The organism is Sphingomonas piscis (assembly GCF_011300455.1).
In the GTDB taxonomy this organism is placed as follows: Bacteria; Pseudomonadota; Alphaproteobacteria; order Sphingomonadales; family Sphingomonadaceae; genus Sphingomicrobium; species Sphingomicrobium piscis.
In genome coordinates this window covers 2,578,619-2,592,931 of sequence record NZ_CP049869.1, presented here as the reverse complement: position 1 = coordinate 2,592,931, position 14,313 = coordinate 2,578,619, and the positions used below count along the sequence as shown (strand labels likewise).

Annotated in this window: 7 protein-coding genes, 1 tRNA gene and 1 pseudogene; 4 read left to right on the top strand and 5 right to left on the bottom strand. The window is 64.5% G+C overall.

Going from position 1 to position 14,313, the window contains the following annotated elements; translation table 11 throughout:
- Nucleotides 1–3: 3 nt before the first annotated feature.
- Nucleotides 4–2,058, bottom strand: coding sequence for an ATP-dependent DNA helicase RecG (recG, locus tag G7077_RS13170; protein WP_166412099.1), 2,055 nt, complete (start codon nt 2,056–2,058; stop codon nt 4–6).
- Between the two features lie 103 nt (nt 2,059–2,161).
- Between recG and G7077_RS14635 the strand changes: the two are divergent.
- Nucleotides 2,162–2,423 (top strand): annotated as a pseudogene (locus tag G7077_RS14635) (FAD assembly factor SdhE).
- Nucleotides 2,424–2,511: 88 nt separating this feature from the next.
- Complete coding sequence (gene mfd, locus G7077_RS13160; protein ID WP_166412098.1) at nt 2,512–5,997, top strand: transcription-repair coupling factor; 3,486 nt, start codon at nt 2,512–2,514, stop codon at nt 5,995–5,997.
- Here mfd and G7077_RS13155 read toward each other — a convergent pair.
- Nucleotides 5,994–6,800, bottom strand: coding sequence for an EAL domain-containing protein (locus tag G7077_RS13155; protein WP_166412097.1), 807 nt, complete (start codon nt 6,798–6,800; stop codon nt 5,994–5,996). The two genes, mfd and G7077_RS13155, sit on opposite strands and share 4 nt — an antisense overlap.
- 130 nt (nt 6,801–6,930) lie before the next feature.
- On the opposite strand from G7077_RS13155, the gene G7077_RS13150 reads away from it, so the two are divergent.
- Nucleotides 6,931–7,725: an NAD kinase gene (locus tag G7077_RS13150; RefSeq protein WP_166412096.1), complete on the top strand. Its 795-nt coding sequence runs from the start codon at nt 6,931–6,933 to the stop codon at nt 7,723–7,725.
- A 56-nt stretch (nt 7,726–7,781) separates the two neighbouring features.
- A tRNA-Asn gene (locus tag G7077_RS13145) sits at nt 7,782–7,856 on the top strand.
- A 162-nt stretch (nt 7,857–8,018) separates the two neighbouring features.
- Here G7077_RS13145 and putA read toward each other — a convergent pair.
- The 3 genes from putA to trxA all read right to left on the bottom strand — a co-directional run bounded on the left by putA (nt 8,019) and on the right by trxA (nt 14,286).
- Nucleotides 8,019–11,108, bottom strand: a complete 3,090-nt coding sequence (gene putA / locus G7077_RS13140) for a bifunctional proline dehydrogenase/L-glutamate gamma-semialdehyde dehydrogenase PutA (RefSeq protein ID WP_166412095.1) — start codon at nt 11,106–11,108, stop codon at nt 8,019–8,021.
- A 10-nt stretch (nt 11,109–11,118) separates the two neighbouring features.
- Entirely contained in the window at nt 11,119–13,845 is a 2,727-nt protein-coding gene (gene secA / locus G7077_RS13135) for a preprotein translocase subunit SecA (protein ID WP_166412094.1), read from the bottom strand.
- Nucleotides 13,846–13,965: 120 nt separating this feature from the next.
- Nucleotides 13,966–14,286: a thioredoxin gene (gene trxA, locus G7077_RS13130; protein WP_166412093.1), complete on the bottom strand. Its 321-nt coding sequence runs from the start codon at nt 14,284–14,286 to the stop codon at nt 13,966–13,968.
- Nucleotides 14,287–14,313: the final 27 nt, after the last annotated feature.

Sequence of the window (14,313 nt, the reverse complement as noted above, 5' to 3'; positions counted from 1 at the left end):
TCCTTATCCCGAGCGGATGAGTGCGATCGCCTGATCACGCTCGAACAGGTAAAGGCAAGTCCTTGCCGCCTCGCCGCGCGGCCCGGACAGGCCGCCGTCCCGGTCCAGCAGCAGCCGTGCGTCCGATTGGGCGATTGGCGCCAGTTCGGCGACGTCCTCGGCAGTGGCGACCCGGAACGCCTCGTCGCCCGACTGGCGGGTACCAAGGATTTCGCCGGGACCGCGCAGGCGAAGGTCTTCTTCAGCAATGCGGAAACCGTCATTGCTCTCGCGCATCAGTGCCAAACGGGCGCGGCCCGTCCCGCTGAGTTGCTGTCCCCGGATCAACAGGCAGACGCTCTTCCCCTCCCCCCGCCCTACCCGCCCCCGAAGCTGGTGTAGCTGGGCCAGCCCGAAGCGCTCCGCGCCTTCGACGATCATCAAGGTCGCGTTGGGCACATCGACGCCGACTTCGATCACGGTGGTCGCCACAAGCACGGACAAGCGGTTGGCGGCAAACTCCGCCATCACCACATCTTTCTCCGGCCCCTTCATGCGCCCATGCACCAGCCCAATGCGATCGCCGAACCGCGACTTCAGCAACCGTGCCCGCTCCTCCGCGGCAGCCGCGTCGCTCTTCTCGCTTTCTTCCACAAGCGGGCACACCCAATAAGCCTGCCCACCCGCGTCGATGTGCCGCCCGAGTCCGTCGATCACGTCGCCCAGCCGTTCCTCGCTGATCACACGAGTCTCGTTCGGCGAACGGCCCGGCGGCATTTCGTCAATGCGGCTGACGTCCATCTCGCCATATTGGGTGAGCGTCAGCGTGCGCGGAATCGGCGTCGCTGTCATCACCAGCAGGTGCGGCGGCCGCTCGGCCTTGGAAGCGAGGAGCAGGCGCTGAGACACGCCGAAACGGTGCTGCTCGTCTATAATGGCAAGCCCGAGGTTCCGGTAGGCGACCTTTTCCTGGAAAATGGCGTGGGTGCCAACGAGGATGTCCACAGAGCCGTCGGCAAGTCCCATCAGAACGCTGTCCCGCGCCCGTCCTTTCTCGCGGCCAGTGAGAATGGCGACGCGCACGCCGATGCTGTCGAGCTGCTTCAACAAGGTCGCATGATGCTGCCGCGCCAATATCTCGGTCGGCGCGAGAAAGGCGGCCTGCGCCCCGCTCTCCACCGCCGTTAGCATCGCCAGCAGGGCGACCAGGGTTTTGCCCGAGCCCACATCGCCCTGCACCAGCCGAAGCATGGGAGTCTCCTGCGCCATGTCGCCCCGAATTTCCTCGGAGACCCGCTGCTGGGCGCCGGTGAGCGCATAGGGTAACTTGAGGCGACCGATCAGTTCGCCCGTCCCCGCCAACGGCAGGCCCCGCTTCCGCCGCGAAGATTGCCGCAGAAGCATCAGGGCCAACTGGTTGGCGAAGACTTCGTCATAGGCGAGGCGGCGGCGCGAGAAAGCGGCGGGATCGCGGTGCGCCTCGGCCAGCGACTGGCGCCAGGCCGACCAGCCTTCGCGCTGCAGCAGCCCCGGCTCGATCCACTCGGGCAGCGCCGGGGCACGCTCCAGGGACGCTGCGGTAAGCTCGCCCGTGCGCCGGTTCGTCAGCCCTTCGGTCAGCGGATAGACCGGCTCCCGCAGCGGCAACGCTTCGGCCTTATCCGGCTCCGCGACGTCGGGATGAATGATCTGCCATTCGTCGCCATAGGCCTCGAGCTTGCCCGAGACGATGCGCTTCTCGCCCAGCGGAAGTTGCTTCTTCGCCCAGCCGGGATTGTTGAAATAGACGAGCGTGATCGTGTTGCCATCGGCATCCGAGGCAGGCACCCGCGTCGGTCCGCGCCCGGAGCGAGGTTGGCGGAAGTCGAAGGGCGTTACCTCCAGGATGACCATCCGTCCAAGCAACGCCCCGCTGGCGGCAGGGGCGGCGATCCGCTCGATCACGCCCGTCGGCAGGTGGAAGAGCAAGTCGATTGTCCGCGTCAGCTTCAGCCGCGCCAGCGCCTTGGCGAGTTGCGGTCCCACGCCCTTCAGCGATTCCACCTCGGCAAACAGGGGATTGAGGATCTCGGGGCGCATGCACCTCAATCATTGCGAGGAACGCAGTGACGAAGCAATCCATCCGCTGCTGGATAGCCGCGCTAAGCTCGCAATGACCAACGAATGCCGTTAAACCGCCCCCATGCTGACCGACCCGGACCTCAAGCGCCTGCACTGGCGCGCGCATCATCGCGGCACGAAGGAAGCCGACATCATGGTCGGGGGTATTTCGACGCTCATTGCGAGAGCTGGTCCGAGAAGGAGCGCACGCTGTTCGCCCGGCTGTTGGAAGAGCAGGACGTCGACATCATGGCCTGGGCGCTCGGCAAGGGCGATCCGCCCGCCATCTATGCCCCCTGCTGCCGGGCTTACGGGCGTTGGACTACATCAAGGTTGCCAAGTGAAACTCTGACCCTATTTCGCCGTTCGGGTTGAGCGGCTTTGTCCGCGCCTGTGCCTGTTTCCGGGCGTGTTTCTCCTAAATGGTGGTTGGTGGCTGATCTCCAGAAAATTCTGAACGCCAAGTCGGCGCTGACCCTATCGGGCGTGCCGGCCGGCTATCTTCCCTGGCTCGCAACCGATCTGGCGCGCGCCGCGCATGGTTCCGGTAAGGGCCGCGCGGTCGTCATCGCTGCCGACGAGAGCGCCATGCGGAGCCTTGCCGACGCGGCGCCCCTGTTCGCGCCGGAGGTGGAGGTGCTGACCTTCCCCGCCTGGGACTGCTTACCTTATGACCGCGCCTCGCCCGCCCTTCGCGTGATGGCCGAGCGACTCGCAACCTTGAGCGCCCTCCAGCGCAAGGCGGACGGCCCGCAGCTGCTGATCGCCACCGCTAACGCCGCCAATCAGCGCGTGCTGACGCCGTTTCGTGTTCGCCAGCTTACCCGCCGGATTGCCGAGGGAGAGCGGCTGGAGCGCGAGGCGCTGATCAGCCTGCTTAACGACCTCGGCTACCAGCGGGCAGACGCCGTGGCGGAGGCTGGGGAATATGCCGTGCGCGGGTCGCTGATCGACCTTTTCCCCGCCGGTGAGTCCGATGCCCTGCGCCTGGATTTCTTCGGGGACGAGGTAGAGAGCCTGCGCCGCTTCGATCCGTCGGATCAGCGCTCGACCGACCGCGCCCAGGCCTTCACCCTGATGCCCGCGTCCGAAGCCCTGTTGGACGAGGCGAGCATCAAGCGCTTCCGCTCCCGCTATCGCGAGACGTTCGGCGCGCAGGCAACCGAGGATCCGCTGTATCAGTCATTGTCCGAAGGCCGGCGCATGGCCGGCATGGAGCATTGGCTGCCACTGCTCGAGGACAAGCTCTCGACCTTCTTCGAGCATCTGGGCGACAAGGACATCATCGTCCGCGACGGCGGCGCTGACGGGGCGCTGAAGGCGCGCCGCGAGTCGATCCAGGACTATTTCGATAATCGTACTCGCGCGATGACCAGCGACGCGGGCAGTTATCGGCCTCTCAAGCCGTCGGCACTCTACCTTTCCACGGACGAGTGGACTGGCGAGGCCGCGGAGCGCCGCATCCATCTCGCCTCCCCCTTTCCCGAGCCGGAGTCCGAGCGGAGCATCGCGTTCGACGTCCAGCCCGCCCGCGACTTCGGACCGGAGCGCGCCCAGCAGGCGAACGTCTACGAAGCCGTCGCCAAGCACATCGCCAAGCTCCGCAAGGATGGACGCAAGGTCGTGCTGGCCAGCTACACCCGCGGCGCGCGCGAGCGGCTTGCGGGGCTTCTCGACGACCATGACGTCAAGTCGCTGAAGCCCGTCGACGGGTGGCAGGAGGCGCTGGGCACTAAGACCGGCACGGCGCTGATCGTCCTGCCGCTGGAGCATGGTTTCACCACGCCGGATGTGGCGGTGCTGACCGAGCAGGACATGCTCGGCGACCGGCTCGTCCGCCGCCGCAAGAAGCGCAAGGGTGCCGCCGCCTTCCTTCAGGAGCTGGCGACGCTCACCCCGGGCGACCTCGTCGTCCATGCCGACCACGGAATCGGCCGCTACGAGGGGCTGACCCAGATCCCCGTTAGCAAAGTGCCGCACGACTGCGTCGCGCTCGAATATGCGGGCGGCAACAAGCTCTATGTTCCGGTCGAGAACATCGAGCTTCTGACCCGCTACGGCAGCGAGAGCGAGGGCGTGGCGCTCGACCGGCTCGGCGGCGAGGCCTGGCAGCGCCGCAAGTCGAAGATGAAGGAGCGGATCCGCGAGATTGCGGGCGAGCTCATCAAGACCGCGGCCCTGCGTGCTACCCGCCCCGCCCCCGCGGCCGAGCGCGACTCAGCCTATCCGCAGTTCGTCAATGGCTTCCCTTATGAGGAGACGGACGACCAGGAACGCGCGATCGAGGACGTGCTCGCGGACCTGGAAGCTGGCAAGCCGATGGACCGTCTGGTCTGCGGCGACGTCGGCTTCGGGAAGACGGAGGTCGCGCTCCGGGCCGCCTTCGTCATGGCGATGTCGGGCAAGCAGGTGGCGATGATCGCGCCGACGACCCTGCTCGCCCGCCAGCATTACACCAACTTTGTCGAACGCTTTCGCGGCTTTCCGATGAACATCGGCCGCCTGTCACGGCTGGTGACGCCAACGGAGTCCAAGAAGACCAAGGAAGGCCTGGCGGACGGAAGCGTCGACATAGTCATCGGTACCCACGCACTTCTTGCCAAGGGACTCGAGTTCAAGCGGTTGGGCCTCGTCATCGTCGATGAGGAGCAGCGCTTCGGAGTCACTCACAAGGAAAAGCTGAAGGCGCTGAAGGCAGACGTCCACGTCCTCACCCTTACCGCCACCCCGATCCCACGCACGCTGCAGATGGCCATGTCCGGCCTTCGCGAGCTCAGCGTCATCCAGACCCCGCCAGTCGACCGGCTAGCGGTGCGCACCTACGTGACCCCGTGGGATCCGGTGGTGGTCCGCGAAGCGCTGCTGCGCGAACATTATCGCGGCGGACAGAGCTTCTTCGTCGTTCCGCGCGTCGCCGACTTGCCCGACATCGAGGAGTGGCTGCGCGAGGAAGTGCCGGAGGTGAAGGCGGTCGCCGCCCACGGCCAGATGAGCGCAACCGAGGTGGAGGAGCGCATGAGCGCCTTCTACGACCGCAAGTATGACGTGCTGCTGTCGACCACCATTGTCGAGAGCGGCCTGGACATTCCGAGTGCCAACACGCTCATTATCCACCGCGCCGATCGCTTCGGGCTTGCCCAGCTCTACCAGCTCCGCGGACGCGTCGGTCGATCGAAGACGCGCGCCTACGCCTACATGACAACGGCCGCGGACCGGCAGATTACGGAAACGGCGGAGAAGCGCCTGCAGGTGCTTGCCAACCTCGACAGCCTCGGCGCGGGATTCCAGCTCGCCAGCCACGATCTCGACATTCGCGGCGCCGGCAACCTGCTCGGCGACGAGCAGTCGGGCCACATCAAGGAGGTTGGATTCGAACTTTACCAGTCGATGCTGGAGGATGCGATCGTCGAGGTGAAAGCCGGCGGTTCGGCGCGGCAGGAGGATTTTTCACCGCAGATCAGCGTAGACGCACCGATCCTCATTCCAGAGACGTATGTCCCCGACCTCGATTTGCGGATGGGCCTCTACCGCCGCCTCGGCGAGCTGGAGGACCGCCAAGCGGTGGACGAGTTCGCAGCCGAGATGATCGACCGCTTCGGCGCGCTGCCGGAGGAAACCGGCAACCTCCTCAAAATCGTCGAGACCAAGCTCCATTGCCGCCAGGCTTGCGTTGCCAAGCTCGACGTCGGCCCAAAGGGCGCAGTCGTCAGCTTCGCCGACAGCGGCTTCCCGGACTTGCCTGGCCTGCTGGCGTACGTCGACCGGCTGAAGGGCACGGCCAAGCTCCGGCCCGACAGCAAGATGGTCGTGGCACGCGATTGGGACTCGCCGGATGCGCGGCTTAACGGCGCGCTTCAGCTGGCGCGCGGCCTGTCCCGGGTCGCACTCGCCGGCGAGGCGGCAAAGAAAGCGGCCTAGTTCGCGAGGAAACCGCGCAGCTCGTACTCGTCGAGCGCGCCCGCGGCGAGAAAGCCCTGGTAATGGTCGCAGCCCCATTCGGCGAGAAGGTGCAGCTGCGCTTCGTCCTCGACGCCCTCGACCAGCACCTGCAGGCCAAGGTCGTGCGCAAGGCGGATCATCGCCTTCATGACGATCTGGTCGCGCTCGCCATGAACAATGTTCGACACGAGGACACGGTCGATCTTCACGACATCGAGCGGTAGCCGGATGAGGTACGCAAGCGATGCATAGCCCGTTCCGAAATCATCGACTGCGATTCGAACTCCCACTTCGCGCAATGCAGCGAGCTTGCCGGCGACCAGCTGGTGATCGTCGAGCAGCGCACTCTCGGTCAGCTCCAGCGTTACCCGTCGCGGATTGACCCCAGCCTCCTCCATCTCGTCCATCAGCCACTGCTCATAGCCGGGGCGGCAAATGTCCTGTGGCAGGAGGTTGATGGAGAGCCCAAGTCCCTTGAGCGGGCCCTCCCAAGTCGCTGCGGCGCGAAGTGCCTTGCGCTGCATCAGGCGCGACAGGCGCTCGGTCAGACCGCTCGCATGCGCTCGTGCGAACAACCGGTCGGCGCTGGGCTCAACGCCCCAGCGGGCAAGTGCCTCGACGCTCTTGATGGTGCCGTCCGCAAGCGCGACCTGCGGTTGATAGTGGACCTGCACGCCCTGTCGCGCGATGACCTCTTCGAGCAAGAGGTCGCGCCGAAGCGCTCCGGACGGTTGATCGGAGATGCGTTTGCCCCAACGAAGGGCTTCGGTAATCTTGGTCATGGCGCAGCTACGGCGAGACTTCGGCGTGGCGAAACCCTCCAATTCGGGGCGGCTCGAAACGGGACAGTGACGCCGCCTCGCTGTCGCTCTATGAAGCCGTCCCGAACTTGCCTCAGGAGCGCAGGCCAGCATGGACACGGATCGCGGGGCAATCAGGCGAGCCCGCATTGGGCTCCTTTCCTCGCACACGCAGGCGGCCAAGGCGGCGGAGCGGGAGCTTCGCGAGCTTTACGAATGGGCCGGCGACGAAGACACGGACACGATCGTCGCCCTTGGCGGTGACGGCTTCATGCTGCAGACCCTTCACGCCATGCTCGAAGGCGGTGTCAGCCGGCCCGTATTCGGGATGAACAAGGGCACGGTAGGTTTCCTGATGAATGAATGGCGGACCGAAGATTTCATCGCCCGGATCGCTGCCGCCAAACCCGTCCGTGTCGCTCCGCTGGAGATGCGTGCAACGACGGTGAGCGGCAGCAGCTTCACCCATGCGGCCATCAACGAAGTTTCGCTGCTCCGTGAGACTCGGCAGACAGCGAAGATCGAGATCTCGGTGAACGGCCGCGTGGTGCTGCCGGAATTAGCCTGCGACGGCGTGCTGGTCGCAACGCCGGCCGGCTCGACCGCCTACAACCTGTCGGCGCGTGGCCCGATTCTTCCGCTGGCCGCCAAGATGCTGGCCCTAACCCCGATCAGCCCATTCCGCCCGCGGCGCTGGAACGGCGCGATCCTGCCCGACGACACGGAGATCCGCTTCCGGGTACTAGAGGGCGAGAACAGGCCAGTGTCGGCCGTTGCCGACCAATATGAGGTGCGCGACGTCGCCGAGGTCAACGTTCGTCTCGACCGCAGCCGGGCGCTGACCTTGTTGTTCGATCCCGACCATGCCCTCGATGAGCGGATCGCGATGGAGCAGTTCGCGACTTAGAGGCTTGCGAATTGCAGCGCCCTTTGTCATAGGCGCGTTCGTCCGATGAGGACCGCTCCCCGATAGCTCAGCGGTAGAGTAGGTGACTGTTAATCACTTGGTCGTTGGTTCGAATCCAACTCGGGGAGCCAGTATCTAGAATGCACCGGAACGAACGAAGCGGCCGAGCTTGCGCTCAGCCGCCCCGGCGAGGTGCGTTCGTGTATCGCTAAAGACCACCCCGCGCCTTTACCGACCACAGCCTTGCGTCATGCTCCAGCGTCGGTTCGGCGCTTCGTCCCGAAGCGGGACGATCAGCCCTCGATTGCCGCCATCAGGCTGGCATTTCCGCCGGCCGCCGTCGTGTCGATGCAGGTGACCCGCTCAGTCGCGAAGCGGGCGACATAATGTGGGCCACCTGCCTTCGGGCCGGTGCCGGATAGGCCTTCACCCCCGAACGGCTGGCTTTCGACCACGGCGCCGATCTGGTTGCGATTGACGTAGAAGTTGCCCACCCGCGCGCGCTGCTCGACGAAATCACGGGTGGTGTCGATCCGACTCTGAAGACCCAGCGTCAGCCCGTACCCAGTCGCGTTGATGTCATCGATCACCTGGGCCAGCGCATCGGCCTTGAATCGCACGACGTGCAGGATCGGTCCGAAGTTCTCGCGGTTAAGCTGCTTCAGCGAGCTGATCTCGTACATGGCCGGCGCAACGAAGCAGGCGTCGGCGGTTGCCTGTGGAAGCTCCAGCCGGCAGAGGCGCTTGGCATTAGCGTCAAGCCAGTCGAGATGCTCCTCGAGCGCCTGCTTCGCCTCTTCGTCGATGACGGGTCCCACGTCGGTGCGGAGATCGGCCGGATCGCCGATCGTGAGGGCCTTCATGGCTCCGGCGATCATGTCTATGATGGTGTCCGCCACATCCTCCTGCACGAACAGGACCCGAAGTGCTGAGCAGCGCTGGCCAGCGCTCTGAAAGGCGGAGGAGACGACGTCGCGAGTGACCTGCTCCGGAAGCGCAGAGCTGTCGACGATCATGGCGTTCTGCCCACCGGTTTCTGCGATGAACGGCACGATCGGCCCGTCGCGTTCCGCCAAGCTCCGGTTGATGAGGCGCGACACCTCGGTCGAGCCGGTGAAAGCCACACCGGCGATCAACGGATGCGCGGTCAAGGCGGCACCAACGCTACCATCGCCAAATGCGAGTTGCACCACATCCTGCGGAACTCCCGCCTCGTGCATCAACTTTATCGCGAGGTCGCCAATCAGCGGCGTCTGCTCGGCTGGCTTGGCGATGACACTGTTGCCGGCCGCGAGGGCGGCCGCGACCGGCCCGGTGAAGATCGCCAGCGGGAAATTCCAGGGCGAGATGCAGACAAATGCACCGCGCCCGTGCATTCGAAGCTCGTTCTGCTCACCCGTCGGGCCCGGAAGCGGAAGTGCTCGGGTGAATTTGGACCGGGCCTCGGAAGCGTAGAAACGCAGGAAGTCGACAGCCTCACGCACTTCCAGCACTGCGTCGGGTAAGGTCTTGCCGCCCTCGCGGATGCAAAGGGAGAAGAACTGCTCGCGATGCTCCTCGAAGAGGTCGGCGGTTCGATCAAGCAGGCGTGCGCGAGCCTCGCCGCCAAGCGAGTCCCACTCCGGTTGCGCGGCGTGGGCGGCGCGAACCATGCGATCCACGGCGTCCCCAGTTGCTTCCTGAATACTGCCGACGACAGCGCCGCGGTTCTGCGGGCTGGCAACCGGGTGATTGCCTTGCGACCAGGTTCGGCTTTCCAGTGCGCCGAGACGCTCCAGCAGCGGGTCGCGCACAAGTGGATCGGAAAGGTCCACCCCGACGCTGTTGCGCCGTGCGGAACCGAAGATGTCGCGGGGCAGCGGGATGGCGGGATTGCGCCTAGGGCTGAGCCGCTCCAGCTCAGCAACCGGATCTTTCACAAGGTCATCGAGAGAAATCTGATCGTCGGCAACGCGGTTCACAAAACTGCTGTTGGCGCCATTCTCCAGCAACCGCCGAACGAGATAAGCGAGCAGATCCTTGTGGCTGCCGACGGGCGCATAGATGCGCACCGGCGTGCGCTTATCGCCGATCGCCGCCTCCAGCCGCGCCAGTTCATCGTAAAGCCCTTCACCCATGCCGTGCAGCCGCTGGAACTCGAAGGAGCGACCAGCGGCCAAGGTTTTCACGGCGGCGATCGTCTCGGCATTGTGGGTAGCGAAGGCGGGGTAGATTGCATCATCCGCCTGAAGCAACGTCCGCGCACAGGCCATGTAGGACACGTCGGTACCCACCTTGCGTGTGAACACCGGATAATCGGCTAGTCCTGCAACCTGCGCGGCCTTGATTTCCGTGTCCCAGTAAGCGCCCTTGACCAGCCGAACCATCAACCTCCGCTTGTGCTTGCGGGCGAGCGCCGCAACCCAGTCACAAAGTGGCGCGGCGCGCTTCTGGTAGGCCTGCACCGCAAGCCCGAAGCCGGACCAGCCATTCGCGAACAGCCTATCCTCTCCGGCAATGGCTTCGATGATGTCCAGCGACAATTCGAGCCGGTCGGCTTCCTCGGCGTCCACAGTCAGATGGACGTCCGCAGCGGAAGCCTTTGCAGCGAGGTCCCGAAGCACGGGCAGGATCGCCGCTTTCGCTTCCTCGGCATGGCTCCACTCGTACCGCGGATGAAGTGCGGACAGCTTGACCGAAATCCCGGGCGAGCGGACGAACCCGCCGTCGGCTTCCTCCACGATCCGGTCCAGCGCATCGTGATATGCCTTGGCATAGCGCGCGGCGTCGGCATGGGTGCGCGCAGCCTCGCCTAGCATGTCGAAGCTGTGGCTGATGCCCTGCGCCCGCTCCGGTGCCGCCCGGCGCAGCCCCTCGTCGATGGTACGGCCGAACACGAACTGCCGCCCGAGAATACGCATCGCCTGGCTTACGGCGGTACGGACCACCGGTTCGCCCAGACGCCCGACCGCCCGGCCAAGCACCGCCCGCCAATTGTCACTGCGATCGTTGGCGCCCTCAAGCACCCGCCCGGTCAGCAGCAACGAGAAAGTCGCGGCGTTAACGAAGGCCGAGTTGGAAGCGCCAAGCTTCTCCGCCCAATCCGGACCGGACAATTTATCGGCGATCAGTTCGTCGGCGGTATGCGCGTCGGGGATCCGCAGCAGAGCTTCGGCAAGGCACATCAAGGCGATGCCTTCCTCGCTGCCCAGATCGTAAGCCTGCATGAAGGCATCGATACCCGCCGGCTTGTGGGCGCGCACCGCCTGTACAAGAGCACGGGCTGTCGCGCGTGTTTCGGCGGCGGCTTCGGGCGACAGGCGTGCCTCGGCGATGCGCCGCGACGTGACCTGTTCTTCGTCCTCCCGGTATGCGCGCCGAAGGTTGCTCCGGTCGATCATCATCTCGTGCCGCTCAGGCGATCTGCCCGTGGCAATGCTTATACTTTCGGCCCGAACCGCAGGGGCATGGCGCGTTGCGGCTAGCGGGCGGGGGCACCGGCTCACCCTCACTGGTCGGCATGGCCGGTTGAGGAATGCCGAATGAGGGCAGGCTCGACAGGATCGCACCGGTGGCGGGATCGATGTCCGCCGTATCGTCGTCACCCGAGAACGGGTCGAGATGCTGGGTTACGAACTCGGGCAACTCGAACGGCTCCGGCTGGAGCTGGACCTGCGCATTCATCAGCATCCGCGTCACTTCTTCACGGATCGACACCAGCAGCCGTTCAAACAGCAGAAACGCCTCGTGCTTATATTCGTCGATCGGCTTTTTCTGCGCATAACTGCGCAGGTGGATCACCGCGCGAAGGGCGTCGAGCGTCGCCAGATGCTCTTTCCAGTGGTGGTCGAGCGTCTGAAGCAGGATATTCTTTTCGGCCTCCGCCCAACGTTCCGGATCGAGGTCCTGCAGCTTGTCGGCCATTTTGGCTTCGGCCAGCTGGTGAACGCGTTCGGTCACCAATTCCTGGTCGATCGCCTCTTCCTGCAACCAGTCGTCGACCGGTGGCTGCAGGCCCAGAACGTAATCGAGGCTGTCTTTCAGGCCCGCTACGTCCCACTGTTCGGGATAGGTGCCTTCAGGGCAATGGACCGCAATGATCGATGCTACCGTGTCAGACCGCATTTCGGCGATGACGTCACCGATGCTGTCGGAGTCCATGATGTCGGAGCGCTGCTCGTAAATGACCTTGCGCTGGTCGTTCATCACGTCGTCATATTCCACGACCTGCTTGCGGATGTCGTAGTTGCGGGCTTCGACCTTCTTTTGCGCGGTTTCGATCGCCTTGGAGATGAGCGGGCTCGTGATCGCCTCGCCATCCTCCAGATTCTTGTTCATCATCCGGGCGAACAAAGTCTCCGGTCCGAAGATGCGGAGCAGGTCGTCGTCGAGGCTGAGGTAGAAGCGCGACAAGCCCGGGTCGCCCTGGCGACCGGAGCGCCCACGGAGCTGATTGTCGATGCGGCGGCTTTCGTGCCGTTCGGTCCCGAGCACGAACAAACCGCCGGCGTCGAGCACGCGCTGCTTCTCATCGGCGATCTCGGCCCGGATCTTCTCGGCCTGCGCTTCATACTCGGGCGTACCCTCGACGAGGTCGGGGAACTCGTCGAGCATTCGGAACTCGAGATTGCCGCCGAGCTGAATGTCGGTCCCACGGCCGGCCATGTTGGTTGCGATGGTCACCGCCCCCGTCCGCCCCGCCTGAGCGACGATGTGCGCTTCCTGCTCGTGGAAGCGGGCGTTCAGAACCGAGTGGCGAATGCCTTCGGCCTGGAAGAACTCGCCCAGCATCTCCGACTTCTCAATTGAGACCGTGCCGACCAGAACCGGCTGACCCGCGTCCTGCTTTTCCTTCACCTGCTTGGCGATGGCGGCATATTTGTCCGTGATGTTCTTGTAGAACTGGTCGTCCTCGTCGACGCGCTTCACCGGCACGTGAGTGGGAATCGACACCACGTTCATCTTGTAGATGTCGAAGAATTCCGGCGCCTCGGTCAGCGCCGTGCCCGTCATGCCCGACAGCTTCGGATACATGCGGAAGTAATTCTGGAACGTGATCGAGGCGAGCGTCTGATTCTCGGGCTCGATCTGAACCCCTTCCTTGGCTTCCACCGCCTGGTGAAGACCGTCGGACCAGCGGCGCCCGTCCATCATGCGGCCGGTGAATTCGTCGATGATGACGACCTTCCCGTCCTTGACGATATAATCGATGTCCTTGCGGAACATCACATTGGCTTTCAGCGCCTGGTTGAGGTGATGGACAACCTGGGTGTTGTTGATGTCGTAAAGGTTGGCGCCCTCGATCAGGCCGGCCTGCTCCAGGGCTCGCTCGGCCTTTTCCGTTCCCTCCTCAGTAAGGACGACGCTCTTCTGCTTCTCATCCTTGTCATAGTCGGACGCCGCGAAGGTCTTCACGACCGCGTCGACCGAAATGTAGAGATCCGACTTATCGTCGGTTGGGCCCGAGATGATTAGCGGGGTGCGCGCTTCGTCGATCAGGATTGAATCCACCTCGTCGACGATCGCGTGGTTGAACGCCCGCTGCACCATCTGGTCGCGGCTGTACTTCATATTGTCGCGCAGATAGTCGAAGCCGAGTTCGTTGTTCGTCGCGTAAGTGATGTCGGCGTTGTACGCCTCGCGCCGCTGCGGCTCCGAAAGGTTCGGGACGATAACCCCGACCGTGAGACCGAGAAAACGGTAGATCTGCCCCATCCACTCGGCGTCGCGACGGGCGAGGTAATCGTTGACGGTGACGACGTGGACGCCCTTGCCCGGAAGCGCGTTGAGGTAGGTCGCCAGCGTCGCGACAAGGGTCTTGCCCTCGCCGGTCCGCATCTCTGCGATCTCGCCGCGGTGGAGGGCAATGCCGCCAATCAGCTGGACGTCGTAGTGACGCTGCCCAAGGGTACGCTTTGCAGCTTCACGAACGGTAGCGAACGCCTCCGGCAGGAGGTCGTCAAGGCTCGTGCCGCTTTCCAGACGACGACGAAACAGGTCGGTCTGGCCGCGAAGTTCCTCATCTGTCAGAGCCGCGACCGTCGGCTCGAAGCCGTTGATCGCGTCGACATATTTGCGAAGGCTGCGGACGTAGCGGTCGTTGGACGACCCGAAGATGTTTTTGGCCAGTGCGGCGAACATGGAAATCCCTTAAACCCCGGGCGCGCGTCGGAATGCCTCGCACGCGCGGGCGAATGCGTGCCGCGATGTAGGCAGCACCCCTGCCTTAGTCAATTGAACGGAAGGGGCGCCGCGTGAGGGTTAGATGGCGCCTTCGATCCACTGCTGGATCTGGCTGCGCGGCGCGGCGCCGACCTTTTGGGCGACGGGCTGGCCGTCCTTGAACAGCAGCATGGTCGGAATACCGCGGACGCCATAGCGGCCGGGCGTATCCGGGTTCTCGTCGATGTTCAGCTTCGCGATGGTGACCTTCTCACCCAGATCACGCGAAATCTCCTCGAGCGCCGGCGCGATCATCCGGCACGGGCCGCACCATTCCGCCCAGAAGTCGACGAGAACGGGACCCGAAGCGCCCAGTACGTCGTCGGCGAAGCTCTGGTCGGTGACGGTCTTGGTGCCCATGGCTGCAATCTCCTTGCAAGTGTTGGC